24 protein-coding genes and 1 pseudogene are annotated in these 25,741 nt (G+C 61.2%); 15 read left to right on the top strand and 10 right to left on the bottom strand.

Annotated features, from left to right (window positions below; translation table 11 throughout):
- On the top strand, positions 1 to 895 hold an 895-nt coding region (locus J2X53_RS21295; RefSeq protein WP_349039506.1), incomplete at its 5' end, for a helix-turn-helix transcriptional regulator.
- Positions 896 to 1,166: 271 nt separating this feature from the next.
- Positions 1,167 to 2,474: an NAD(P)/FAD-dependent oxidoreductase gene (locus J2X53_RS21290; RefSeq protein WP_349039505.1), complete on the top strand. Its 1,308-nt coding sequence runs from the start codon at positions 1,167 to 1,169 to the stop codon at positions 2,472 to 2,474.
- 25 nt (positions 2,475 to 2,499) lie between these two features.
- Here J2X53_RS21290 and J2X53_RS21285 read toward each other — a convergent pair whose 3' ends face one another.
- A complete protein-coding gene (locus J2X53_RS21285; protein ID WP_349039504.1) occupies positions 2,500 to 2,835 on the bottom strand; it encodes a cupin domain-containing protein in 336 nt (111 codons plus the stop codon).
- 149 nt (positions 2,836 to 2,984) lie between these two features.
- Between J2X53_RS21285 and J2X53_RS21280 the strand changes: the two genes are divergently transcribed.
- The 3 genes and pseudogenes from J2X53_RS21280 to J2X53_RS21270 form a co-directional block, all read left to right on the top strand.
- The gene (locus J2X53_RS21280) at positions 2,985 to 4,307 is read left to right on the top strand and encodes an NAD(P)/FAD-dependent oxidoreductase (RefSeq protein ID WP_349039503.1); all 1,323 of its coding nucleotides are present in this window, start codon (positions 2,985 to 2,987) and stop codon (positions 4,305 to 4,307) included.
- Positions 4,308 to 4,581: 274 nt separating this feature from the next.
- Positions 4,582 to 5,289 (top strand): hypothetical protein, encoded by a 708-nt coding sequence (locus J2X53_RS21275; RefSeq protein ID WP_349039502.1) that lies wholly within the window; start codon positions 4,582 to 4,584, stop codon positions 5,287 to 5,289.
- A 12-nt stretch (positions 5,290 to 5,301) separates the two neighbouring features.
- Positions 5,302 to 6,060 (top strand): annotated as a pseudogene (locus J2X53_RS21270) (APC family permease); the annotation flags it as partial.
- A gap of 319 nt (positions 6,061 to 6,379) precedes the next feature.
- On the opposite strand, the gene J2X53_RS21265 reads toward J2X53_RS21270, so the two are convergent.
- Together J2X53_RS21265 and J2X53_RS21260 are read right to left on the bottom strand one after the other, a co-directional pair.
- Positions 6,380 to 7,066, bottom strand: coding sequence for an NAD(P)H-dependent oxidoreductase (locus J2X53_RS21265; RefSeq protein WP_349039501.1), 687 nt, complete (start codon positions 7,064 to 7,066; stop codon positions 6,380 to 6,382).
- 120 nt (positions 7,067 to 7,186) lie between these two features.
- On the bottom strand, positions 7,187 to 8,278 hold the full coding sequence (locus J2X53_RS21260; protein WP_349039500.1) for an AraC family transcriptional regulator ligand-binding domain-containing protein: 1,092 nt from the start codon (positions 8,276 to 8,278) through the stop codon (positions 7,187 to 7,189).
- Between the two features lie 290 nt (positions 8,279 to 8,568).
- On the opposite strand from J2X53_RS21260, the gene J2X53_RS21255 reads away from it, so the two are divergent.
- From J2X53_RS21255 to J2X53_RS21245, 3 genes are read left to right on the top strand one after another with little or no spacing between them, the layout of a single operon-like run.
- Positions 8,569 to 9,711 carry a tyramine oxidase subunit B gene (locus tag J2X53_RS21255; protein ID WP_349039499.1) on the top strand — a complete coding sequence of 381 codons (1,143 nt, stop codon included), beginning with the start codon at positions 8,569 to 8,571 and terminating at the stop codon, positions 9,709 to 9,711.
- A gap of 35 nt (positions 9,712 to 9,746) precedes the next feature.
- Positions 9,747 to 10,169: a Rid family hydrolase gene (locus J2X53_RS21250; protein WP_349039498.1), complete on the top strand. Its 423-nt coding sequence runs from the start codon at positions 9,747 to 9,749 to the stop codon at positions 10,167 to 10,169.
- Positions 10,170 to 10,197: 28 nt separating this feature from the next.
- Positions 10,198 to 11,496, top strand: coding sequence for an FAD-binding oxidoreductase (locus tag J2X53_RS21245; protein WP_349039497.1), 1,299 nt, complete (start codon positions 10,198 to 10,200; stop codon positions 11,494 to 11,496).
- 85 nt (positions 11,497 to 11,581) lie between these two features.
- Here the strand turns inward: J2X53_RS21245 and J2X53_RS21240 are convergent, their stop codons facing one another.
- From J2X53_RS21240 to J2X53_RS21225, 4 genes are all read right to left on the bottom strand, one after another.
- Positions 11,582 to 13,126 carry an indolepyruvate oxidoreductase subunit beta family protein gene (locus J2X53_RS21240; RefSeq protein WP_349039496.1) on the bottom strand — a complete coding sequence of 515 codons (1,545 nt, stop codon included), beginning with the start codon at positions 13,124 to 13,126 and terminating at the stop codon, positions 11,582 to 11,584.
- Positions 13,127 to 13,137: 11 nt separating this feature from the next.
- A complete protein-coding gene (locus J2X53_RS21235) occupies positions 13,138 to 15,285 on the bottom strand; it encodes an indolepyruvate ferredoxin oxidoreductase subunit alpha (RefSeq protein WP_349039495.1) in 2,148 nt (715 codons plus the stop codon).
- 26 nt (positions 15,286 to 15,311) lie between these two features.
- Positions 15,312 to 15,716 (bottom strand): MarR family transcriptional regulator, encoded by a 405-nt coding sequence (locus J2X53_RS21230; protein ID WP_349039494.1) that lies wholly within the window; start codon positions 15,714 to 15,716, stop codon positions 15,312 to 15,314.
- 238 nt (positions 15,717 to 15,954) lie between these two features.
- The gene (locus J2X53_RS21225) at positions 15,955 to 16,374 is read right to left on the bottom strand and encodes a thioesterase family protein (RefSeq protein ID WP_349039493.1); all 420 of its coding nucleotides are present in this window, start codon (positions 16,372 to 16,374) and stop codon (positions 15,955 to 15,957) included.
- A gap of 186 nt (positions 16,375 to 16,560) precedes the next feature.
- Here J2X53_RS21225 and J2X53_RS21220 point away from each other — a divergent pair, with 186 nt between their 5' ends.
- From J2X53_RS21220 to J2X53_RS21190, 7 genes are read left to right on the top strand one after another with little or no spacing between them, the layout of a single operon-like run.
- The gene (locus tag J2X53_RS21220; RefSeq protein ID WP_349039492.1) at positions 16,561 to 18,837 is read left to right on the top strand and encodes a bifunctional salicylyl-CoA 5-hydroxylase/oxidoreductase; all 2,277 of its coding nucleotides are present in this window, start codon (positions 16,561 to 16,563) and stop codon (positions 18,835 to 18,837) included.
- Positions 18,834 to 19,559, top strand: a complete 726-nt coding sequence (locus tag J2X53_RS21215) for an SDR family NAD(P)-dependent oxidoreductase (RefSeq protein WP_349039491.1) — start codon at positions 18,834 to 18,836, stop codon at positions 19,557 to 19,559. Before J2X53_RS21220 ends, J2X53_RS21215 begins: the two co-directional genes overlap by 4 nt.
- A gap of 28 nt (positions 19,560 to 19,587) precedes the next feature.
- Positions 19,588 to 20,001: a RidA family protein gene (locus tag J2X53_RS21210; RefSeq protein ID WP_349039490.1), complete on the top strand. Its 414-nt coding sequence runs from the start codon at positions 19,588 to 19,590 to the stop codon at positions 19,999 to 20,001.
- The gene (locus tag J2X53_RS21205; protein ID WP_349039489.1) at positions 19,994 to 20,368 is read left to right on the top strand and encodes a hotdog domain-containing protein; all 375 of its coding nucleotides are present in this window, start codon (positions 19,994 to 19,996) and stop codon (positions 20,366 to 20,368) included. Before J2X53_RS21210 ends, J2X53_RS21205 begins: the two co-directional genes overlap by 8 nt.
- Positions 20,369 to 20,394: 26 nt before the next feature.
- Positions 20,395 to 20,817, top strand: a complete 423-nt coding sequence (locus tag J2X53_RS21200) for a cupin domain-containing protein (protein ID WP_349039488.1) — start codon at positions 20,395 to 20,397, stop codon at positions 20,815 to 20,817.
- 9 nt (positions 20,818 to 20,826) lie between these two features.
- Complete coding sequence (locus J2X53_RS21195) at positions 20,827 to 21,666, top strand: fumarylacetoacetate hydrolase family protein (protein WP_349039487.1); 840 nt, start codon at positions 20,827 to 20,829, stop codon at positions 21,664 to 21,666.
- On the top strand, positions 21,663 to 22,451 hold the full coding sequence (locus J2X53_RS21190; protein WP_349039486.1) for an SDR family oxidoreductase: 789 nt from the start codon (positions 21,663 to 21,665) through the stop codon (positions 22,449 to 22,451). The genes J2X53_RS21195 and J2X53_RS21190 overlap by 4 nt, the downstream gene beginning before the upstream one ends.
- An 18-nt stretch (positions 22,452 to 22,469) precedes the next feature.
- On the opposite strand, the gene J2X53_RS21185 is transcribed toward J2X53_RS21190, so the two are convergent.
- The 3 genes from J2X53_RS21185 to J2X53_RS21175 all read right to left on the bottom strand — a co-directional run.
- A complete protein-coding gene (locus tag J2X53_RS21185; protein WP_349039485.1) occupies positions 22,470 to 22,952 on the bottom strand; it encodes a MarR family transcriptional regulator in 483 nt (160 codons plus the stop codon).
- 275 nt (positions 22,953 to 23,227) lie between these two features.
- Positions 23,228 to 24,733, bottom strand: a complete 1,506-nt coding sequence (locus tag J2X53_RS21180) for an aldehyde dehydrogenase family protein (protein ID WP_349039484.1) — start codon at positions 24,731 to 24,733, stop codon at positions 23,228 to 23,230.
- 107 nt (positions 24,734 to 24,840) lie between these two features.
- Positions 24,841 to 25,741: AraC family transcriptional regulator (locus tag J2X53_RS21175; protein WP_349039483.1), on the bottom strand; the 901-nt coding region annotated here is incomplete at its 5' end.

Below are 25,741 nucleotides of genomic sequence, written 5' to 3'. Positions count from 1 at the left end.
GCATGACCTGACATTGCGGGACCGGGATCGACACCGGCAGGTCGCGCATACCACCGCCGAGTTGCATCAACTGCTGCTCCAGTTCATCGCACATAGAACCGACACATCGGACGATGACATGCCCAAGCTCGATAGCAGTCTTGAGGCTAAAGTCCCTCGCGCGCTCAGAGCCGGGATCTCTCAGGGCAAGGACATCAAGCAGATACGTGCCGAAACGACATGCCAGGCCGAACCTACCATCGCCCAGCAGGCTTCCATGTCCGCTGACTGTCAGCAGCAGACCCTACAAATCCTTATGTCGGTCTTGTTGCGCGCGGCCAGCCCCGAGAACCAAACCCATCGCCCGGATTTCCTGAATATTGACTTTGAAGCGGTTGGTAGCGGCCCCGCGCCGCAGCTTTTTCTCGGCACGCTTGGCTCAATCTGCGAGGCGCCGGATATGGACGAGCTCCTGCCCGACCAAGGCACGGTGCAGCGCTCGTTTCAAATGGCGCTCATCTCGCTCATTCCATTGCTGCCCAACAGCGTGCCGGATAGTTTTGCGGGCAAACAACACGGCGCTGTCCCCTATTACATCCGCCGCGCCGAGGAATTCATGCGCGCCCATCTTACCGAAGATGTCTGCCTGGACGACCTGGTTCATGCTGCCGGAGTCAGCAAACGGTCTCTTCATGCCGGATTCCGGCGCTTCCGTGATACGACGCCTCTTGGCTTGTACAAGATGATGCGGCTCGAAGCGGCTCGGGCCGAAATACTCAAGGCAGCCGAAACGTCCCGCACAGTGACTGATATCGCTATGACTTACGGATTTTATCACCTGAGCAAGTTTGCCCGGGATTTCCGCGCGACCTTTGGTGTCTTGCCGTCCGAAATGATGCGGAGCGCCGGTCGCTGACCATCCTGATATTCAGCACCCGTGGGTTGCCCACTCCTTAATTCGCCTGTCGCCCTCGATGGGGTTGGGACGTGTTGCGGGCAACGGTATGCGCAAGGGCGAGGCAAATGCTGCGTTTGGACGGTCTCCCTGACAAAGAAGGTGCGACAGAACCCTCGGGGGCAGATCTGCCCTCTTGCAGTGCTATCTCAGGCTTGCGCGCGCATCCTTGGGCTAGTGAGGCCCCTTTTCCCGGCATAATCTGAGATCAAATGAAATCGGGAGAGCAAGATTGTCAAAGATCGTCGATTGCGTCGTCGTGGGGGCTGGTCTGTCGGGGCTGATCGCGGCACGGGAACTCACAGAAGCCGGTTGCTCGTCTATCGTTCTTGAAGCCAATGACCGGCTCGGCGGACGGACACGAACAGACTTCTTTTCGGGAAGCACGCAACGCGTTGAAATAGGCGGCACCTGGGTCAATCCGCGCTATCACAAATGGGTCCGCCGCGAAGTTGAACGCTATGGTTTTGCCCTGAGCGGAGATACGAGCATTACGCCCCAAATGGTCTGGTCTCTGGCCGGAAAGCCATCTGGGAGCTGGCCCTTTGACAGCGACGAGACGTTCGAAATCGAACGCGCGGCTTTCAGGATCATGTCGGATTCGCATCTTGTCGATACCGATTGCAATCGGGACATTCAGGATCTCGCACACCTGGACATTCCATTCTCGGATTATCTCGACGCGCTTAACCTGTCCCCCAGGGTGCGCAGCATGTTCTCGGTCATCGGCTTTGTCGGGACCGGGGCAGAGGAAGGCGACTGGTCGGCCCTGGCTGCCCTGTCCTGGATGGCTGCTTCCGAAAACAGCGCCTATGCCTCTATCGCTGGTGTGACCCACAAATTCAAGAACGGCACGTCCGATGTGATGGATACGATCGCTGCGGCGGCAGCCACCGAAATCCGCCTCTCGACCCCGGTTGCCAGGATCGAGCAGAGCGGCGACGGTGTCAGAGTTTACACGACGGACGGCGCGGTGGTCGAAGCGCGAACAGCGATTTTGACAGTGCCGCTCAACTGCTGGGAAGATATAACCTTCACACCGCAGTTGTCGAAACCCAAGCAGGATGCGGCGCGGCGCGGACATTCTGGCCGGATGAGCAAGATCTGGCTGCGCGTTCGGAATATGCCCGAGGCGCCTGTGATGATCGGGCTCGGGACCGCTTTCGCGATCATCCTAAATGAATACAAAGTCGAAGACGACGATCTTGTGGTCGCGTTCAGCAGTCCTGACGCGATAGATCCGGACGATGTTGACAGGCTGCAGGCGGACCTGCGTCAGCATGCGCCGGATGCAGAGGTTATTTCCGTCATGTATCATGACTGGAATACCGATCCCTATGCGAAGGGGACCTGGATGGCGAATGCACCGGGTCAGCTCTCCACCAGTTCAACTGCCTTGCAGGCCATGGAAGGGCGGATCGCCTTTGCCGGAGCGGATCTGGCGACGCGCTGGATAGGCTGGCTGGATGGCGCCATAGAGCGCGGCGTATCCGCGGCAGGCGAAGTTGTCGCTCTGATCAAGAGCACCACCAAAGCGTAGCGCCGCTTTCACGGCGCTACCGTGGTCAATGATAGATGAAGAGTTCCATCATTGGTTCCAGAATGAACCAGCGTCCGGTGGTACCCTTGACGAAGGAGGCAATGCCGCCTTCGGACAGTTCCACCACCGGTCCGCCGACAATTTCCACGCGGATCCTGCCCTTGAGCAGGTGGATCGTCTCATTGTGCTCGAAAACCGCCTCATAGACGCCGGGCTGCTGTTCCGGGGTGCATCGCCACAGCCCAACCTGCGAAAAACCTTCCGGGCCGTCCTGATTGCGGATCCAGTGCACTTCGCCGGCTGCGAAGGGCTCCCAGTCGGTCGCAGAGACGTTTGATTGATATGCTGCTGACTCGCTCATCGCGGTATCCTTTTGTTGCATCAATGCAGCGGATCGTAGTGAGCGCCCACCTGTCCAAATATCACCACAGCGCAACCTTTGATGCGCTGTGGTTCTAGCGACTCTTCCCGGGCCCCACTTAGGCTTGGAATCTACGGAGGAGCAGCATCATGAGCGGGCCAGGAATGACGGAAACAACACAAATCTACGATACCATTGTAATTGGTGGGGGCTTTTCGGGCGTTTGCGCGGCGCGCGATGTCAGCGACAAGGGGCGCAGCGTGCTGCTGCTGGAAGCCAAGGCGCGCCTTGGTGGTCGCGTTGGCTCCGCGCCATTCAAGAACCGTTCGGAAATGATCGAGCTGGGGGGAACCTGGGTCGCTCCGAAATACCACCCTTTCGTGGCGCGCGAACTTGAACGCTATAATCTGGAACTGGTACAAAGCCATGGCGGCAGCCTGAAGACGATCTGGCATTTTTTCGGCGAACCGTCCTCGCGTATTCCGGTGCAGGGCGACGACCTTTTCGAGCTTGAACGCGCCTTGTACCAGATCAAGAAGGACGCCCATCGGATCGATGCACGTGTCCCCCGGGACCAGCAGGACCTTGCAGATCTCGACATACCAATCGCCGCGTATTTTGATCGCATCGGGGTATCGGGCAGTTCGCGTGCCTTCCTGGAAATGTGGGTCATTTTAGGCTCCGGTGCATTGCTGGAAGAGTGGTCAGCGCTTTCGGCTCTGTCGTTGATCGCGGCCATGGATAACAGCGTCTATGGGTGGTACGGCGCGGTCACCGAAAAGTTCGCGATTGGCACCAGTGGTGCCATCGAGACGATGCTGAAGGGCAGCGGGGTCGAAGTCCAACTCAACACCCCGGTTGCATCCGTCGATCAAACCGGCGCCACGGTCGCGGTAACCACGACATCCGGACAGGTGTTTCAGGCCAGATCCCTGGTACTGGCGGCACCCCTGGCGGTGTGGACCGATATCACCTTCAACCCTCCATTGTCAGAAAACAAGGTGACTGCAGCTCGGATCGGCCATCCGGGTCGGATGAAAAAGATCTGGATGCTTGTTGAAAACATGCCCGACGGACTTTATGCCTCCGGTCTCGGCACCGATTTCGTGCAGATCTTTCCCGAATATACCGATGGCGACAAAAAGATCGCCGTTGGTTTCTGCCCTCCGCCAAGCACGCTTGACGGCAATGACCTGAACGCTGTCACCAATGCCCTTCGGCAATTTGTGCCGGATGCCAAAGTGCTTGCCACGGACGTGCTCGACTACACCAGCGATCCCTATCTGAAGGGCACATGGATGGTGCAGCCTCCCGGCATCCTGTCGCGCTACGCATCTTCGTTGATCGCAACAGAAGGGCGTATCGCTTTTGCCGGTGCAGATATTGCAATCCGCTGGTTGGGCTGGATCGACGGAGCGCTGGAAACGGGTGCGAGAGCGGCTCAGGAAGTCGATAGCATTCTTACCAGATAGATAAATATCAACGTGGCGGTAGCCGGGACAGTGGACCGGTTCAACAGGACTGTGCGCATGAGCCTGCTACCGCGGAATATCCGAAAACTTGGATGGTTTTAAAATCGGAGAACAGCCAAGTTTTTTTGGGAAAAACGGCAACTCTGACGGCAGATGATTTAATTGCACTCGGTTGTCGAAGTCGGGCCAACTGACCTGGTCAATAAAAGATGTAAGCTGGCCTCCATACGGGAGCCAGCTACACATAATGGCGTAACACAACAGGGAACTGAAAATGTCGACAGCAATAAATATAGGGGTGGGTGAGGCATCCGCCGTTACTGATGCGGGTGATGAACAACTTGATAAAGGCGTGCTAAACACGTCGGCGATTGTGTTTATGGTGCTGGCGGTCAGTGCGCCGCTGGCCGTGGTGGTGGCGCTGTTGCCGATTGCCCTGGCATTTGGAAATGGTGCCGGCGTGCCGGGTGCATTTTTGCTTGCCACCGCGGCGATGATGTTGTTCGCCGTCGGGTATGTGCGCCAGATTCCTTTCGTCAAGAACGCCGGGGCGTTCTATGCTTATATTTCGGCCAGCGTCGGTCGCGTTATCGGCCTGCCGGCTGCCTATGTGGCGGCAGTTTCGTACATGGCGCTATGCGTTTCTACCATGTCGGCCTTGGCCTTCTTTTCTGGCGATCTGTTTACGCGCGCCACGGGTATTCCCACATCCTGGCCATTGTGGGCTGCCATTAACACCGTTCTGATTGTCACGCTCGCCTATCACCGTATCACATTGGTGGCGAAGGTACTGGCATTCGTCCTGATTGCCGAGGTCGTGGCGGTGATGGCGCTGAATATTGCGATCATGATCCGCAACGGACTGCCGGCGTTCAATCCAGGCGATTTCAGCCCGTCCACCGTTTTTGCTCCCGGCCTTGGCATCGCTCTGATCTACGCTTTCAACAGCACGATCGGATTTGAAGGCACAGCCATCTATTAGGAAGAAGCGGCCAATCGTAAAACCACCGTACCACGCGCTACCTTCATTTCACTGACAATTGCGGGCCTGCTCTTTTCCCTGACCGCCTGGTACCTCTCGACATCGGTTGGGAGCCTGCAAGTGGCCGGCATCGCCGCCGCCGACCCCGGGCATTTCGTGACTGACCGCGCGAAAGACTACCTCGGGAGCTGGAGCGCCGATATGTTCAGTGTTCTGGTCGTGACCAGCGCCTTTGCCGCCGTGCTTGGCCTGTTCAACAATTCCGCCCGCTACGTCTACGCGCTGGCCCGGGACGGCGTGTTGCCCGAACGTCTTGCCAAGACCCATCCCGTGTATAAGTCGCCCCATATCTCCGTCCTGTTTCTGGGCGCACTCCTCGCTGTCGTCACTGCCGTGACTGCCACAGCGCGCCTCGATCCGCTGATGAATATCGGACCGATGTTCCTGGGCGTAGGCTCGATAGGGCTGATGGTGCTCCTCGCTCTCACGGCCTTGGGTATTCCGGTGTTCTTTGCCAGGCGCGGGGTCTATGGCTGGGCCACAACCGTTGCGCCGGGTCTTGGCGGGGTCGCTATCGCAAGTGCCACCTACATGGCCGCCACCAACTATGCCGCACTGACTGGCGTCGATTCTCCTCTGGTCAACAGACTTCCCGTCATCCTTGTTGTCGCGTCGGTCGTCGGGATCGTGCAGGCGCTCTGGTTGAAGTTCAATCGCGCGCAAGCCTACGAAAAGATCGGGGCGTCTCGTATCGAAGATCCGATCACCTGACCCTATCAGCAATCCCAGACACTGCGGAGCGTGAGCTTCGCAGTGTCTTCATTTGACGGAGACCTGCAGTGAGTCGAGGCCGGTGATCGCATCGCATTCATGAGCCGTTTCTCACGTCTGGGTTCAAAGCAACACCCTGGTCCCTCCGGTGTTTCCAATGCGCAGGGCAGAGGTCTCATCATGAGCCTCTGACAACTGGGGTGATTTGCTGCACCAAAGCTGCGCGGCTGCTTGCCCAGCCGGATAGGATGGAAGAGCCGGGAAATGGGATGTCGCTTTCCCTGAAATACCAGGCGGTCTGGTCAAGCCGCTGATCGGATCAACCAACCACCCGGAACAGATGCTCTTTCGCCCGGCGGATCTTTTTCAGATCCAGCAGCCAGTCGGTTTCCGCGTTGCGATAGCCAAGGCACAGCGCCACCACGGACCGCAAGCCACGGGCGCTCAGGTTCAGAATCCGATCATATTGCACCGGATCAAACCCTTCGATCGGCGTGCTGTCCAACTTGTCAAGCGCTGCCGCCATCATGGCGAACCCTAAGGCGACATATGCCTGCCGCGCAGCATTTTCGAAATTCTCTTGTTGCGATGCCTCGGCAGAAGCGGCAAGAAGGCCAGAGCGATAAGCCTCGAAACCCGGGCTGCCGCTGGCCTCGTTGCGTTGTCGCAGCATGTCGTTATAAACCGAGTTGATGCGGTCCGGCGTGTAATTGTCCCACACCGCAAACACCAGAAGATGCGAACAGTCGAGAATCCGTGATTGCTCCCAGCTTGCCGGAAACAGCTCTTGCTTCAGGGCCTCGCCGCTGATGACCAGAACCTCGTAGGGCTGCAAACCGCTGGAACTCGGCGCCAGACGTATTGCTTCCATAATCCGGTCCAGCTGAGCGGGTGCAACCCGTTTGCTGCGATCATATTTCTTGGTCGCATAGCGCCAGTGCAGCGCCTCGATATAATCCAATCCCGCCTCCCAGTCCGCGCGGTGTCCTGCCTGGTCGCGAGTCATCCGCACGCCCTTTGTGCGCAGAGTTTCAACATGTTCCAGCATCGAGCGACCGACCAGCTCAGTATCGTCCTGACCGCCAGAGGGTGCAATAGTGTTTGTTTGTCTCGGCTGCGGCCCACGTCAATCGTCCACCGCATCAGTTCGGCGCAGGGGGTCGTCCTGTCGCGCGGCTCTGAGCCTGTGCAGCGGCGGTTCGCCTGTCCAGTTCCGGAACGCGCGCGAAAACGCAGCTTGGCTGGCGTACCCCAGACGCAAGGCGACCTCGTCAACCCGCACAATGCCACTGGCCAGAAGGTTCTCTGCCTTGCGCTGGCGTTCGCGGGTCAGGAGAGCGCCAAAGCTGGTGCCCATCGCAGTTAGCTTGCGGCGCATGGTGCGTGGCGCAAGGTTCAATTGTGCCGCTACTGCATCTAGCGCAAGGCTGTCCTGTCCCAGACGCTGAGTGATGACTTCGGCCACCTGTTCGGCCAGCGGCCGAATGTGAGCGTCCTCGGCAGGTGCAAGCAGCGCGACCAAGTGCTGCTCCACCAATGCCCGCGCCACGTCGTTGCTTGCGGTGTGGCCCGGCAGTGGCCTGTCCAGATCGGCATTTGAAATCGCGAAGGTGTTGGCATCCGCCAGATCCCCAACCCTGCACCTGAACCGCGCGGCAAGAGATTTGCGCCGGTCGTTGACAGCGTGCTCAAAGCCTATTTCCAGCGGTGTCCATCGCGGGCCAAGCAACTGGCGCACCATGGCGCAAAAACTGGCGATGGCGAACTCGGCGTCTTGCTGCCGGGGCCATATCCGGGCGTCGTCGATGCGGTAGCTGTACCGGGTGGCACCATCTTCGGCGGGCCCGACGGTCAGCGGCGTATTGCTTTGCCAGATTCCCTGAAACCGCTGGTAGGTTGCCAACGCCTCTCGCAGCGTCCGGGCCGATGCGATCAGGTGATAGACCGGCCCGACCTCCCAAAGTTGAAAATTCCAGCCAAGGTCCATTCCCAAATCGGGGCGCTCCAGCTGGGCCGCCGCAGACTCCAGGCAGGCCACAAACTCATGCAGGGCCACGTTGGCATACAGCCCATGCCCCCCGACAAGCAGTTTGTTTCGTGCAAGCAGAGCGCGGCAGCGAGGCTCGATGCGGATCAATTCGCGCAGGATGCCTTCGACGATAAAGCGGCGGATCGTGGCATGAGAGGCAGATGGTTTGGGTGATCGGGATCGGGGCACGGCGTGGCCTTCTGGGGTCTGGGTGCGGGTCTGGGGCGGGGGCCAGCCAAAGGCGGGTCCCCGCCGCTGTTTATGCGGCACTTGTGGCCTGAAATACAAAATACTTGGCCTGATCCATCATGGCTAGGCCGTCAGAGCAACACTAGGCTGCATTCACATTCAGAACGGAAGTACCGCCCAAGCACCACCATGGCCGCGCGGTGCCGGCTCCAATCCTAAACCCAGTCCCCGACCGGTCCGGTGCGCCGTGCCGACACCCCTTTGTTGCCAGATCCAAAAGGAGATCCGACATGCCAAGCCCGACCCGGATTGATTTCATTTACCTGTCGGAGCCGGACATGATCCGCGCCGGTGTGACCGACATGGCCGCCTGCGTCGATACCATGGAGGAAATGTTTGCTCTGCTGTATCGCGGTGATTACCGGATGGCCGGACCGAACGGCAATTCCCATGGCGCGCTGGTCTTCTTTCCCGAAAACTCTCCGTTTCCCGACATGCCGAAACCGACGCCGGACCGGCGGTTCATGGCCATGCCGGCCTATCTGGGCGGGCAGTTCCGCACGGCGGGGATGAAATGGTACGGCTCCAACATTGCAAACCGTGACAAGGGGCTGCCACGCTCGATCCTGATGTTCCTGCTGAATGATGCAGATACCGGTGCGCCGCTTGCGCTGATGTCGGCGAACCTTTTGTCGGCCTATCGCACGGGTGCAGTGCCCGGCGTGGGAGCCCGGCATCTGGCGCGCAAGGACTCGCGCGTGGTCGGCATCCTTGGGCCTGGGGTCATGGGCAAGACGACGTTGGCTGCCTTCATGGCGGCCTGCCCGATGATCGACACGCTGAAGGTCAAGGGCCGTGGCAAGAAGAACCTTGATGTGTTTCTGGCCTGGGTCGCGGAGACCTTCCCGCAGATCACCACAGTTGAAGTGGTCGACACGAATGAGGCCGTGGTGCGCGACAGTGATCTGGTGGCGTTCTGCAACTCCGGGGCCACAGGCGACGCCTCGGCTTACCCGAAGGTGGAACGCGCCTGGGTCAAGCCGGGCGCCTTTCTGGCCATGCCAGCCCTGAGCAACATCGACGAAGGCATGGAATCGCCCGAGATCCGCAAGGTTCTGGACAATCCCGCAATGTATGATGCCTGGTATGAGGAAATCCCGGAAAAGCCAGTGCATAACACCATTCCGGTGGTCGGCATCCGCTTCCTTGATCTGGTCGAAGAAGGCCGCATTTCGGCGGACCAGCTGGAAGACCTTGGCAAGATCGTCGCAGGCGAAGCGCCGGGCCGGCAGAACGATGAAGAGATCATCATCATGTCGGTCGGCGGTATGCCGGTTGAGGATGTGGCCTGGGGCACCACGCTTTATCGCCGGGCGTTGGAGCAGGGCATCGGCGTGCCGCTGAACCTGTGGGACACGCCGGAAATGCGCTGACAGCGCGACCTATTTTGACAACTCAAGGAAGCTCCATGACCCAGATCATCAAGCTCAAGACCGGAAACCGTTTCGAAGACCTCGCCAGCTATTCCCGGCTGGTGGCGGTCGGAGACCTGATTTTCGTCTCCAACACCGCCGGACGCCACCCGGAAACCAAACTGATTTCGGATGACCCCGGTGAGCAGTTGCATCAGGTTCTGGCCAATATCGCCCGCGCGCTGGAGGCGGTCGGGTCCTGTCTCGCCGATATCGTCAACCTTCAGGTCTTTGTGCAAGACCCGGCTCATGGCGATGTGGTCGGTGAAATCCTGGGCGCCGCGTTTCGCGGCATAGATCCCGCCACAACAATGACTTGCCCGCCACTGGGATCGACCATCTACAAGGTCGAGGCGGCGGCAACAGCCTGGCGTGGCGCGTCGAAGGCCGACGTGCAGAAGATCAACCTGGGGCTCTAAGCCCCGCCAATCGCCGAAGGAGGCCTTGATGGCACCTGTCATCCATCCGGTCCGCACGACGGACGACATGCCGGCCGCCACGACGGTTGTCGTCATCGGCGGCGGCATAATCGGGCTGTCGGCGGCCCTTGTGCTGGCCGAGCGCGGCATCCCGGTTGTGGTGCTTGAAAAGGGCCGGATCGCGGCCGAGCAAAGCTCGCGCAATCTGGGCTGGGTCCGCAAGACCCTGCGCAGCATGGCTGACGCGCCGCTGGCGATAGAAGCGGAGCGGCTGTGGCAAGGCATGGCGCAGCGGACTGGCATCGACCCCGGTTTCCGGCAAACCGGCATCATGTATCTGGCCCGAAACGAGGCGGAAGCGGCCAAGCATCAGGCGTGGCTGGCCTCGGTTGCCGCGCTGGGTCTGGACTCCCGTCTTCTGACGGGGGCCGAGATCGACGCCATGGTTCCGGGCGGCAAGGGCAAATGGTACAGCGGGCTTTACACCGCTTCGGACGCCCGGGCCGAACCGACGCTCGCCAACACCGCGATTGCCACAGCCGCCATCGCCAAGGGCGCAATTGTGGTGGAGAACTGCGCGGTGCGGTCGCTGTCGATGGCGGGCGGGCGTGTCTCCGGGGTGGTGACCGAACGGGGCGAGATTGCCTGTGATCAGGTTCTGTTGGCCGGCGGGATCTGGTCGCGCCGGTTTCTGGGCAACATGGGCATCGGCCTGCCGACCCTGCCCTTGGCGGCTTCGGTGCTGCGGACCGCGCCGATGGAAGGGCCGACCGAGATTGCCGTCGGGGCGTCGGACTTTTCCTTCCGCAAGCGCCTGGACGGCGGCTACACGATCACGCAGCGCGGGGCCTTGTACGCGCCGTTGACACCAGACCACATCCGTATCGGGCTGCGCTATCTGCCGATGCTGCGCGCGGAATGGGCCAATGTGCGCATCGGTTTTGGGCGGCCATTCCTGGCCGACATGGCGCTGGCCCGCCGCTGGCAGAGCGACGCCATTTCGCCGTTCGAGCGGGTCAGAACCTTTGACCCTGCGGTGAACAGCGGCCTGATTGCCGAGGCGATGCGCAATCTGACTGCCGCGTGGCCGGGCTTCGGGCAGGCCAAAATCGCGCAGTGCTGGGCCGGGATGATCGACGTGACGACGGATTCCTTGCCGGTGATCGGCGGGGTGGACAAGGTGCCAGGGCTGACATTGGCGACCGGGTTTTCCGGCCATGGCTTTGGCACCGGACCGGCGGCGGGGCAACTGGCCGTCGATCTGATGACGGGCGAACCGCCGCTGGTGTCGCCCGTACCCTATCGTCCGGAGCGTCTGCTTTACTGACGCCCGAAGGCAGGTATCCCTGCAACGCAAGACAAGGCTTTGCTATACAAGGGCCGCCCGATGGGGCGGCCCTTTTGCAACATCCTCAGGCGGCAAAGCTCTCGATGGTTTTCAGCGCCCCGTCCAACCCGTTGCCCTTTTCATCAGCCAGTGCCGCCATGCGCAAGCGACGCATCCAGTCTGCAGCGTCCGGACGGCCGCGCAGCATCGGCAAGGCGGACATGACGCGGTCGAACTTGGACAGGCCCCGGGCGTGGGTGTCGGAATAGCCCTTGATCAGCCTGCGGTTCGCCAGCACCTCGGCCGCAAGCGCGCGGTCGGTGGCGGCAATGTCCATCGCCTGATCGAACCAAGCGGTGACATGGGCCATTTCGGTCTGGTGGCGCAACAGGCTGCGGCGCCATGGGCGCAGGGCAGACACGACCCACAGCATGCCAAAGCCCATCAGGCTGTCGGTGCGGATGCGGCGGCCCCTGTCGAGGCGGCGGGTGTAAAATGCCTCGGCCCGGCGGTTTTGCTGCAACCATGCGCCAAGGCGCGCGGGCAGCGTGGTGGTGAATTCCTCGAACCGGGGGTGGAAGTATTCGGTCAGCTGCAAAAGCTGATCATCCTTGACCCGCACTTCGTCGCGCACGCGCTGGTGACGGCTGGCGCGAGTTTTCAAATCTGCCACACGCAGAATGTCGTCATAACTCAGCGCATTTGCTGCGTATTTCGCCGCTGCCTGCGTCAGATCGAAAGGTGCCGCATCCGCCTTGGCCGCACGTTCGACCATGTCGAGGTACTGCCCGCCATAGGCGATGTCCTGATAATCGACGACCTTTTTCAGGCCCAGACCCGCGATCTCTTGCGCCTGCGCGGGCAAACGATCGACCCGCGCTTCAAGCGCGTGCCAGGCGGCTTGCAGTCTGGCGGGCACGCTCAGCGTGCGAATGTGGGGCTTTACGCCCTCGGTCGCGGGAGGGGCGGCATCACCCTTGGCGCAGTCATACGCAAGGCCAAAGGCGCGCAGCGAGGCGTCCACCCCTTTGCCGGATTTGCGGATCACCGCTTCATAGCTGTCGCGCGGGAAGGGCAGGGCGCCCGAACCGGCCAATGCTCCGAACAGGCTGGATGAGATGACTGAACCTGCCTTGGCCGCCAGTGTTTCCATGTCAAAGGCCACAACCTGATCGGCGGCAAGGCCAAGCGCATCAATGACCTGTGACGCATCGGCGCGACCGTCGCCCGGCACCACCTTTTCGGATACCGCTGCGATCCGGTGGGTGGAGGCGATCAGCGTTGTGCGCCCCGGCGTCACGAACCCGCGCATCACGGCCCGGCCTGCCTCCATCAGTTCAGCGGCAATCATGATGTCCACGTCGCCTTCGGATGGCGACAGGGCAAAGACCGGCATGCGGCCCGTGTCTTTGCACATCTCTACGTAATAAACCGTCGCCCCGGTGCGCTGAGCGACGCCCGCCACGGACGTGGACTGGGCGTGATATCCGTTGGCCTCGGCTACGTCGATGATCCAGTTGGTCAGAACGCCGCCGCCCTGACCGCCGACAGCCAGCGCCGCCAGAGTGATGATCTTTTCGCCCTGTGGACCCGGTGAGCGGCGGGCGATGATGGGAGCCTGGATGGTCATGTTGGTTTCTTTCAAGCAAAGGTCATGCGGCGGGCGTCGCGGCGCGACTGCAGCCAGCCGATGATGCGGGCGGTGCGGCTTGCCCGCCGCTTTTCCGATGCAGTGGGATTGGATACGATATCGGCCTGATAGAACGAGGGACAAAGAACGGCGGCATCCGCAACTTCGCCGCAGTTGCCACAGCCGACACAGGTCTGGTCAATGGCAGCGACAGGATCGTCACGCAGCGGGTCGCCGGTATCCTTGACCGACAGCGACGGGCAGCCCGACAGGCGCATGCAGGCATGGTCGCCGGTGCAGATATCTTCGTCCACGCCAAAGCGCGGGCGGACGGTGCGCTTGCCGTCCCGGGTGGCCTTGGCGAGTGCTGGTTTTTCGCGGCGCTGGAGATTCAGCATGCATTCGGACGACGCAACGATGACTTTCGGGCCGGGTTCGGTGCTGGTCAGCGCCTCGATCATGGTGTCGCGCATCTTTGTCACGTCATAGGTCCGGTCAATCTGGCGCACCCATTTGACGCCCATGCCTTCCACCGCCTTTGCGATGGGGTTGTTGGTCTTGCGGCTTTTGTTTGCCGCGCGCGACGACAGAACATCCTGCCCGCCGGTTGCGGCGGCATAATGGTTGTCCACAATGACGATGAGTCCGTCATGCTGATTGAACGACGCGTTGCCGATGGATGAGGTCAGCCCGTTGTGCCAGAAACCGCCGTCCCCCACAAAACTGATCGAGCGTTTGCCGGTTTTGTCGCGGTTCTGGAGCGCCGAGGCCGAAGCGGGGCCAAGGCCATAGCCCATGGTGGTCGATCCAAGGTCAAAGGGTGGCATGATCGAGAACAGGTGGCAGCCGATGTCCGAGGCGATGTGGTGTTCGCCCAGTTCCTGCTGGACCAGCTTGGTCGCCGCGAAGATCGGCCGCTCGGGGCAGCCGGTGCAGAACCCCGGCGGGCGGGCCGGAACCACTTTGGACAGGTCCGGGATGCCGGTTTGCTCGGGTTCGTTGGTCTTGGCGATGGCAGGCGGCAGCAGGCCCGGGGCGTGCGCGCGCAGGAAACCTGCGATCCCCTCGATCAGGCGCTTGCCGGTGTATTCGCCCGCCATGGGCAAGACGCCCTTGCCCGCAAGAACAGTGGTGCGACCGTTCTGATACAGCATGTGGCCGATGGATTGTTCGATAAAGTTCGGCTGGCCTTCTTCGACCAGAAGGACTGCATCCTTGCCGTCGCAGAACTCAAGGATCTGACTGTCGCACAACGGATAGACCGCGTTCAGGCACAGGATATGGATATCGGTTTCGCCGTAGATGTCTGCCAGGCCAAGGCGGTTCAGCGCGCGGATCACGCCGTTATAGGTGCCACCCTGCACGATCAGCCCGATTTTCGAGGCCGGGTTGCCGAAGAACTCGTTGACGTTGTTCTGCAGCACATAGTCCACCGCATTCGGCCAGCGGCGTTCGACCTTTTCGTTTTCGTGCAGGAAAACCGCGGGTGGCAGGACGATGCGGGACAGATCGCGCTTGGGGTTCTGCAACGCGTCTGACACCGTCATCGCCGGGCGCTGGTTGTCAGAAGCGGTGAAGTGTCCATGCACATGGCACGACTTGATGCGCATCTGCATCATGACCGGCGTGTTCGATGCCTCGGACAGCCGGAACCCGTGACCGACAGCTTCGACGATCGAGGTCAGATTCGGGCGCGGGTCCAGAAGCCACATCTGGCTTTTCATCGCAAAGGCGTGGCTGCGTTCCTGCATGATCGAGGAGCCTTCACCGTAATCTTCACCCAAAATCACCAGCGCGCCGCCTGTCACCCCGCCGGAAGCCAGGTTCGCCAAGGCGTCTGACGCGACATTGGTGCCGACGGTGGACTTGAAGGCCACAGCACCCCTGATCGGATAGTTGACGGATGCGGCCAGCATCGCCGCCGCCGTCGCTTCGGACGCCGAATTCTCGAAATGCACACCGTACTCGGCTAGCAGATCCTGCGCGTCCGAAAACACATCCATCAGATGGCTGATCGGGGAACCCTGGTAGCCGCCGACATAGCCCACGCCATTTTCCAGAAGCGCCTTGGTGACGGCAAGGATCCCCTCGCCCCGGAAGGTGCCACCCGCGCCCATGCGCAACTGCTCCACTTCCTTCTTGAATGATCGTTCTGCCATGGGCGTTCTCCTGTGACGAATGACGTTCAGAAATCGTTTTTCCGGACCGACTTCAGGATCCGGCCAAGCGTGGTTGTGAAGGCCGCGCGTTCCTCCGCAGAGATGTCGGCGAACAACCGGTCCTCGGCTTCGCGCATCACGGGCCAGACGCGGCTGTAAAGGGCCTCCCCTGAAGCGGTCAGGTGAATGCGGCGAAATCTGCTGTCCTGCTCACACGTCTCGCGACGGATCAGGTCTGCGGCCTCCATGCTGTCCAGAGAGCGCGACAGTGTGGATTGGTTGATGACCGTGAGCACCGACAATTCGTTGACCGTGCGTGGCCCATTTCCGGCAAGAGCGATCAGCACGCGCATCTGTGGCACGCTTATACCCTCGGGTTCGAGGGTCTCGGCAACGCCGAGGTTATAGCGAGCCATGATCCGGTTCAGCATATAGGGGGCGAAACTACCCAGATCGTGCCCTGTCATTGGCTGGCCTGACCAAGCGCGCGGGTCTTGCCGTTGAATGTTGCTGTCATCTTACCTGCTTCCGGCGGTCGGGTTCTTTCCATTTAGATGTATGCAAATGCATATATTAGATAAACCATGCCTTGTCACACTGTATTCATGGGCCCGGTCTGGCCGGGCGGTACGTTTCGCAACAGGTAGTACGCAGGGCCGGGCCTTGCGGCTACTGCGCCGCCACTGGCTCCAGATAGCGTGCCAGCCCGGCGCGGATGTCGTCGGGCCAGGGCGTCGACTTGTGAGTCTCCAGCGAGGTCAGGACGATCTTCTGGCGGATCGTCCAGATCACGGCCGAATCAACCGTTACCACCGTTTCCAACTCCAGCGATGACCGGCCGATATTCCGGACATGGACGTTGAAGGTCAGGACATCGCCATAGCCTGCGGGCTTGGTGAACAGGATGTTCATCGACAGGGTAGGCATGCCCAGCCGACGCTCGAACATGATTTCCTTCCAGGTGATGCCAAAGGACGCGAACATCGCTTCGTTCACATCGACCAGCATCGACAGATAGGCGGGATGGTACGCTATCCCCGTCAGGTCGCAGTCGCCAAAGCGCAGGGGCTTTGAAAGAGTAAAAGGCATGAGGCTGTCCTTTGTCGGCAGTGCGGAACGGTGAAGGCATTATTTACTTCATACTTAAAGCATATCATTTTGCCATGCTTGTCAAGAAGCCGAATTTCAACGTTTTTGCTGAGAATAAAGTTGACAAGCGGGCAAAAATTTACTTGAAGGATAAAATAAATGCCGCCTCCTACAAGGAAGCCTGACATGAAAATTGCCGTTCTTGGATCCGGACCTGCTGGCCTGTACTTCGCGATCTCGATGAAGCTGCGCGACGCCAGTCACGACATAACCGTCTATGAACGCAACCGGGCGGACGACACTTTTGGCTGGGGTGTCGTTCTGTCGGACGAGACGATGAACAACTTTGCCGGCAACGACCCGGTCAGTGAAACGAGCATCCGCGACAGCTTTGCTTATTGGGACGACGTAAAGGTTGTGCGCGGCACCGAAAGCATGACCTCGGGCGGGCATGGCTTTGCGGGCATTGGGCGGATGAAGCTGCTGTTGCTGTTGCAGGAACGGGCGCGGCAGTTGGGGGTCGAGTTGGTGTTCCAGTCGGACATGGACGCCGCAGCCATCGAGGCGTTGCGCGCCAGTCATGATCTGGTGGTCGGGGCAGACGGCCTGAACTCGCGCACCCGGCAGACCTATGCTGACCGCTTTGGTGCGCAGATCGACATGCGGCGCAATCATTTCGTCTGGCTCGGCACGCGCCAGAAGTTTGACGACGCGTTCACCTTCATTTTCGAGAAGACTGAACACGGCTGGATCTACGCCCACGCCTACCAGTTCGACGCCGACACTGCGACCTTCATCGTCGAATGCGGCCCCGAGACGTATGAGGCCTTCGGTTTTGCCAACCTCAGCCAGGCAGAGAGCATGGCGCTGTGCGAACGCATCTTTGCGCGCCACTTGGGCGGCCACAAGCTGATGTCGAATGCCAACCATATCCGCGGCTCGGCCTGGATCCGCTTTCCGCGCGTGACCTGCGAGAACTGGCACTTCGACAATGTGGTTTTGCTGGGCGATTCCTCGGCCACGGCGCATTTCTCGATCGGGTCCGGCACCAAGCTGGGCATGGAAAGCGCCATTGCGCTGGCCGACCACCTGAACGCGGGCAAGCCGGTAGAGCAAGCGTTGGCGGATTACCAGACGGAGCGCAAGCTGCAGGTGCTGCGCGTGACCTCGGCTGCGCGCAACTCGACCGAGTGGTTCGAAGAGGTGGATCGCTACCTTGATCTGGATCTGACCCAGTTCACCTATGCGCTGCTGACCCGCAGCCAGCGGATCGGGCATGAAAACCTGCGCCTGCGCGATCCCGAATGGCTGGCACAGGCCGAAGCCTGGTTCCAGTCAAAGTCCGGCGGACAATCGGCACGCAGCCCCATGTTCGCGCCATTTCAACTGCGCGAGATGCGGCTGGTCAACCGGATCGTCGTCTCGCCGATGGCGCAGTATATGGCAGTCGATGGCAACCCGACCGACTGGCACTTTGTCCATTATGCCGAACGCGCCAAAGGCGGCGCAGGGCTGGTCTTTACCGAAATGCTGTGTGTCAGCCCCGAAGGCCGGATCACCTCAGGCTGTCCGTGTATCGGACCCGATCAGGAAGCGGCCTGGACGCGGCTGACCGATTTCGTCCACGGTCTGACGGATGCCAGGATATGCGCGCAGATCGGGCATGCGGGGCGCAAGGGATCGACCCGGCTGGCCTGGGAGGGGATCGACAAGCCCTTGATCGCCGGAAACTGGCCGCTGCTGTCGGCATCGGCACTGCCCTATCTGCCGGAAAGTCAGACGCCCAAGGCGATGGACCGTGCCGATATGGAAACCGTGAAAGCGCAGTTCGTCGCCGCGGTGGAAACCGCAGACCGGGCAGGCTTCGACATGATCGAGATGCACGCGGCTCACGGCTATTTGTTGGCATCCTTCATCTCTCCGGTCACCAACCTGCGGACAGATGATTATGGCGGAAGTCTGGAGAATCGCCTGCGCTATCCGCTGGAGATCTTTGCCGCGATGCGCGCCGCCTGGCCGCAGGACAAGCCGATGACGGTGCGGATATCGGCCCACGATTGGGTCGAAGGCGGGGTGACCCCGACCGACGCGGTAGAGGTGGCCCGCGCGTTCCGCGATGCCGGGGCAGATGCGATCAACGTGTCTTCCGGACAGACCGACAAGGCCGAACAGCCCGTCTACGGCCGGATGTTCCAAGCCCCCTTCAGCGACCGCATCCGCAATGATCTGGGCGTGCCAACGCTGGTGGCGGGCAATATCTATGAGGCCGATCATGTCAACTCGATCCTGATGGCCGGGCGCGCGGATCTGGTTCTGCTGGCCCGCCCGCATCTGGCTGATCCGTACTGGACGTTGCACGCGGCGGTCGGTCTGGGGGACAATCAGCAGGCATGGCCTGCGCCTTATGAAGGCGGGCGTCGTCAGGCGATCACTCTCGCGGAACGCGCGAAGGCCCAGCCATGACCCTGGCCGGACGCAGGGCGCTGGTCACCGGCGGTGGCTCGGGCGTGGGGGCGGTCATCGCGCGCCGCCTTGCGCAGGCTGGGGCTGCAGTCACAGTCTGCGGCCGTCGCCCGATTGATCCGCCCGCCGGCATCACCGCGCAGACCTGCGACATCACGGATGAGGCTGCCGTTCAGGCGCTGTTTGCCACTGGCCCCTTCGACATCGTGGTGGCAAATGCCGGGGCATCCGACAGCGCGCCCTTGACCCGCACCAGCCTGGACCAGTTCCGCGCCATGATCGACGTGAACCTGACCGGCAGCTTTCTGACCATCCGGGAGGCGCTGCGGACCATGCAGGGCGACTGGGGTCGTGTGATTGCCATTGCCTCGACCGCCAGCCTGAAGGGCTATGCCTATGTTGCCCCCTATGCAGCGGCCAAGCATGGCGTACTGGGGCTTGTCCGCTCGGCGGCGCTGGAGGTTGCACGAAAAGGCATCACCGTGAACGCGATCTGCCCTGGCTTTCTGGATACCGAAATGACGCAGCGCTCGATCGACACCATCGTGGCCAAGACCGGGCGCAGCCCTGACGAGGCCCGCGCCTCTCTGGCCGCGACCAATCCCATGCAGCGCCTCGTTCCCCCTGATGACGTGGCCGAGGCCGTGCTTTGGCTGTGCGCCCCCGGTTCGGCAATGGTGACCGGCCAGGCAATTTCCATCTCCGGCGGCGAGACGTGCTGACTTGCCCCAAAAAGAAGGCAGACAACAGATGACCGCGACGACCCCGCACAGTTTCCTGAACCCCGAAGGCTGGGTGCCCGCCAAAGGCTATGCCAATGGCATGGTGGCAGAGGGACGAATGATTGTGACCGGCGGCCTGATCGGCTGGAACGCCGGGCAGCAGTTCGAACATGCCGATCTGGTCGGCCAGTTCGAACAGACGCTGAAGAACATCGTGGCCGTGCTGGAAACCGCAGGCGCGCGCCCGGAACATCTGGTTCGCCTGACCTGGTACATCACCGACAAGACCGAATATCTGGACAATCTCAAAGAGATCGGTGCAGCCTATCGCCGCGTGCTGGGGCGTCATTTTCCGGCCATGGCTGTCGTGCAGGTTGTCGCCCTGATGGAGGATGCCGCCAAGGTCGAGATCGAGGCCATGGCGGTGATCCCGCATGAGTGACTGGCCTGCCGCAGGGGATCGTCCCGTCATCCTGACCATCGCACGTCCTGCCGACGCGGCCCAGGGTTCGGCCGTGTTCGGCGGCTGGATCATGGGGCAATTCGACCATGCCGCAGGCCGCGCGGGCCGCGCCGTTGCAGGCGCATGTCTGATCCGCGCCATTCAGGAAATGGGTTTTCACGCGCCCCTGTCCACCGGGTCTGACTTCGCTGTCTATGCGCGCGAAACCGGGCGGGGACGCACCTCTTTCACGCTGGAGCTTGCAGGGTTTGCCGATCCCGACGGGGACCGCACCCTGATTGCCAGCGCTCGTTTCATCATGGTGGCAGTCGACGCGGCGGGAAAACCGCGCGCCCTTGCCACCTGACATTCGCATCCAAGGGAGGAAATATCATGGAAAAGGTCGTCCCCGTCGTCACGCGCGCCAGCGCGCTTGACGCGCAGACAGCTCAATCGGGCGATTGCGTGCGCAAGTCCGGTGTCAGCCCGCAGCACACCCCTGCCACAAAGATCTGGTTTGGCCGCGTGTCGAACGGGCCCGGGCACCGGTCGCCCCCTCATCACCACGAACATTGCGAAACCGGTGGCTATGTCCTGAAAGGCCACGGTCGCATCTATTTCGGTGACGACTATCAGGAGTATGTGGATTTGCATGAAGGCGATTTCGTCTTCGTGCCCCCCTTCATGCCGCATGTCGAAGTGAACATGAGCACCACGGAAGAGCTGGTCTGGCTGACCTGCCGCACCCCCGACAACCTTGTCACCAATTTCGATGACGTGCCGGACGAGCAACTGCAAGGCTATCGCCGCGCGTGAGGATACATCATGAAACTGCTACGCCATGGCGCCACTGGTGCCGAAAAGCCCGGTCTGCTGGATGCCGATGGTCGGGTCCGCGACCTTTCTGGCCATATTTCTGACATCACGGGCGATGTCTTGTCGCCTGAGGGTTTGACCCGCCTTGCAGCAATTGATCCCGCAGGACTGCCGCTGGTTCAGCCTGAACGGCTGGGCCCGCCCGTGGCCAACGTGGGCAAATTCCTTTGCGTCGGCCTGAATTATGCGGACCACGCGCGTGAAACCGGTAAGGAAGCCCCTGCCGAACCCGTCCTGTTCGCCAAGGCCGTCAGCGCCATCTGCGGGCCGAATGATGACGTGGAAATCCCGCGCGGTTCTGACCGCACAGACTGGGAGGTCGAGCTGGGCATCGTCATCGGCACCCGCGCGAAATATGTCGATGAGACTCAGGCTCTTGACCATGTCGCGGGCTATCTGCTGGTGAACGACGTGAGTGAACGCCGCTTTCAATCCGAACGCGGCGGGCAATGGACCAAGGGAAAGAGTCACGACACTTTTGGCCCGATCGGTCCCTGGCTGGTCACCAGGGACGAGATCGCGGATGTCCAGGCCATCGACATGTGGCTGGATGTGGACGGGCAGCGCCGGCAGACCGGCAATACCCGGACGATGATCTTTGGCGTGGCGCATCTGGTCAGCTATATCAGCCAGTTCATGACATTGCAGCCGGGCGACATCATTGCCACCGGAACGCCCCCCGGCGTGGGGTTGGGGATGAAGCCCCCCACATTCCTGCGCGAAGGTCAGGTGGTCACCCTCGGCGCGGCAGGGCTTGGCGAACAGCGTCAAAGGATGGTGCAGGCATGAACGTGCAAGACAAGCTGCGGGCCATGTCCGATCTGACCGGCAAGACCGCCATCATCACCGGCGGCGGGCGCGGGCAAGGTGCAGTCGAGGCCGAATTGCTGGTCGCCGCTGGCGCATCCGTCCTGATCTGCGACGTGCTGCAGACCGAGGGCGAAGCCCTTGCCACAAGGCTGGGCGACCGGGCGCGGTTCCTGTTTCTGGATGTAACGGACGCCGATGCCTGGGACGGTGCGGTCAAGGCAGCCACCGACTGGACCGGGCGGCTGGATGTGCTGGTCAACAATGCGGGCATCATCAACCGCAAGATCATCCGCGACATGACGCCCGAGGAATGGCGCCGGGTCATTGATGTGAACCTGACCGGCGCGTTTCTGGGTATCCGCGCCGCTGCACCCGCGATGGTTGAGGGCGGCAGCATTGTCAACATCTCCTCCAACAGCGCGTTTTCGGGGCATTACGACCCGGCCTATACCGCCAGCAAGTGGGCCCTGCGCGGCCTGACCCGGACGGCGGCGATGGAGTTTGCGCAACAGCGCATCCGCGTGAACGCGATCTGCCCCGGGTTGATCGTGACTGATCTGAACCGCAACTCGCCGCATCTGGGCCCGATGATCGGCATCACGCCCATGGCCCGGGCGGGGGAGGCTGACGAGGTCGCGCAACTGGTACTGTTTTTGGCGTCGGAGGCGTCAGGCTTCATCACGGGTGAGGACTTTGTGATCGACGGGGGCTTTACCGCCGGTGCCGCCTATCGCCACGTCGCCCGGGAAACGGGAATCCTTTAAGCATTACAAGGCCCGCCGTCAGCGCCGGGCCTTGTGCCGGATATCCAGCATGATCGAAATACCGCGCGCTGCGTCAGCCTCGCTTACGTCGGCGAACATGTCGTTGATCCAGCCAAGATGCCGGGCCGTCATCTCGCGCATCTGATGCCTGCCCGTCTCGGTGATGCGGATACGGAAAGCGCGGCGGTCGCTCTCCATTGTCTCGCGTTCGGCCAGCCCATCGGCCACCAGCCGGTCCACGATGCCGGTGACATTGCCATTGGATACCATCAACTGCTTCGACAGTTCGGTCATCCGCAAGCCGTCTGGTGCGGCCAGCAGCGCGGCCATTACGTCAAAGCGGGGCAGGGTCATGTCATGATCTTGCCGCAGCCGCTCTCGCAGGTCATTTTCCACATAGCGAACGGCCTTGAGCATTTGCAGCCACAAGCGCAGCCGCTGGCGTGCCAGCTGGCCGTCTGGCAAGGGTAACGCAACTTCGAGGTCGAATGGGTCCGGCATTGACTAGCTTTCAAGACTCAGGCGGTGTTTCATGCCTGAAATATCCCGAATGGCATAGAGCTGATATCTGATTCAACAAAGTGCACAAGCCGAGTGCCAAATGGGCTACGCCCGAACGTTGCTGCCCGAGCGTTGCTGCCGAACGTTGCTGAGGGTGTGATCAACGGTTTTGAGTGCGAGCCGGGTCGTCACAGCGCACCGGCAATTCCCTGCGCATCCCGCGCAAGCAATGCGCGGGATGGGCGGGCGTTTGTCAGTGCAGGTGCGTCAGGGTTTCATCCCGGATAGTGATGCACAGAGGCCTTGACCTTTGTGTGGGCCAGAACGGCTGTCTCGCCAAGATCGGCACCTATCCCTGAGTTCTTCCAGCCACCGAAGGGCAGGGCAACATCCAGCGCATTGTGCACGTTCACCCAGATCGAGCCGGCCTCCAGCTGGCGGGTCATGTGATGCACGCGTCCAAGGTCATTGGTCCAGACGCTTGCCCCCAGACCATATTCAGTATCGTTTGCGAGCGCGATCACTTCGGCCACTGTGTCGAAGCTGGCCGCGACCAGAACCGGCCCGAAAATCTCTTCGCGCACCGGGGTCATGTCGGGCCGCACATCGGCCAGAACCGTTGGCGGCACATAGCTGCCCGGCCCGTCGATCGGGGTTCCGCCCGCCACCAGACGAGCGCCCTCTGCCGTGCCCGCTGCGATCAGGCCCTGAATGCGCTGTTGTTGCGCGCGGCTGACCACCGGACCCATCATGCTGCCCGGGTCCAGCGGCGAGCCGACGGCGATGCTTTCGGCAATCTCGACAACGCCAGCCAGGACCTGATCATAGATTGACCGATGGACATAAAGGCGCGATCCGGCGCAGCAGTTCTGGCCGTGATTTCCAAAAATGGCCCAGGCGGCGGCGGGAATGGCGCGGTCGAGCGGGGCATCCTCGAACAGGATGACGGGGGATTTGCCACCCAGTTCAAGACTGCAGCGCTTGAAGCTGCCTGCAGTTTCAAGCGCGATCTGACGACCGATGGCGGTCGAACCGGTAAAGGTGATCATGTTGACATCAGGGTGGCGCACAAGGGCGATACCCGCTTCCGGTCCGTTCCCGGTGACGACGTTGATGACACCTTCCGGAATACCGGCCTCCAGCGCCAGTTCGGCAAAGCGCAGCGCGCTGAGCGGGGTTTGCGGGGCCGGTTTCAGCACGACGGTGCAACCCGCTGCCAGCGCCGGAGCAATCTTCCAGATGGCAATGCACAGGGCGACGTTCCATGGCACGATGGCGCCGACGACGCCAACCGGTTCACGATAGGTGAAGCCCGCCAGTTCGCCGTCGGCAATATAGGGGATCGACAGACGGGATGTTGTACCCTCCAGTTTGGTTGCCCAACCGGCCATATAGCGCAGGACATGGGCACCATAGCCGACATCCACACCTCTGGTGTGGCCCAAAAGGCGTCCCGAACAAACGGTCTCTATCTCCGAGATTTCGGCACCGTCGCGTTCAAGCAGGTCTGCCAGCCGCAGCATGGCAAGTTCACGTTCATGCGGACGCATCCGCCCCCAGGCACCACCAAGCGCCGCACGTGCCGATTTCACTGCGGCGTCCACATCATTTGCCGTCGCAATGCCCACACTGGCAAAGACCTGGCCGCTGGTGGGGTCCGTCAGCTCATAGCTGGCGCCTGTAGAATGCGGCCGACCACCGATATGAGGCGCATGTGGCTTGGCCAGATAGGCCTGAGCCGCTGCGCCAAGGATCGAAAGGTCGTTGTCTAAACGGGGCATTGGGCTCTCTCCTGCGAATATTGCTCGCGGCATTGTTTCTCGGTCCTGCGCCGTGCGACAGGCGATTGGGGCAAGGGGTAGCCCGCAAGCGCAGAATACTTTGGTTTTCAGCGATTGGCGCTGCGCATCATTTCGGATGGCAGGGCACCGAAGGTGGCGCGGAAGTCCCGCGCAAACTTGCTCAGGTGATAAAAGCCATACGTCGTGGCAATATCGGTCACCGTGCGGGACGTTTCGGAAGCCTTGAGAATATCGGCGCGCGCCGCTTCAAGCCGCATCATCTTGTGCAAGCCCAGAGGCGTCGTGTCACGAAAGCGCCGGAACCCGGCATGCAGCGAACGTCTGCTGACACCGGCAATGTGAACCAGGTCGTCTATGCCGATATCGTCGGTAAGATGGGTGCGCATGAACTCTTCGGCGCGTCGGATGTAGTAGGGGACAGCGCTGTGCTGGCCGCGCCCCAGACGATCCGACAAGCTGTTGGGCAGTGACAGGAGAAGCGAAAGCAGCGTCATCTGACACGAGCGCTGAACCATGGGCTGGTCAAGCAGACCGTCGCCCATTTCCAACGCATGACAGATTGAACCGAGCGTGCCGAGGAACAGGCGTGCCGCGGGGGCGCAATTGACAGCCTCAAAGTCGAAGTGCAGCGACTCCGGACACTGGTTTTGAAGTTCAGTGCTGGCGGCATGCAACAGGACCGACATGGGGATCTGCAGGGTAAGCTGCTGATAATCGGAGGACATGGACGACTGCAGAGGCTTGCGGGGTTCGGCGATGTAGATCATGCCGGCGCGTACTTGCCTGACGTCACTCCCTTGGGAAATCTCGGCGGTGCCCGAGAGAGGGATCTTCACCAGGAGGCTGTTTTCAAGCTTTGGCGCGCGCACGTCCACGCCTGATGCGTCCGTCTTGTACGCAATGAAGTGGAGCTGAAGCTGATGCAACCGCGCAGAATTATGCATCAGGCGCATGTGCCGCCCAGGGTCCCGCAATGTCAGGTCATGT

The organism is Pseudotabrizicola sp. 4114, assembly GCF_031457365.1.
Lineage (GTDB): Bacteria > Pseudomonadota > Alphaproteobacteria > Rhodobacterales > Rhodobacteraceae > Pseudotabrizicola.
The sequence above is the reverse complement of the archived record's forward strand: the minus strand, read 5'-3'. Positions and strand labels throughout refer to the sequence as shown.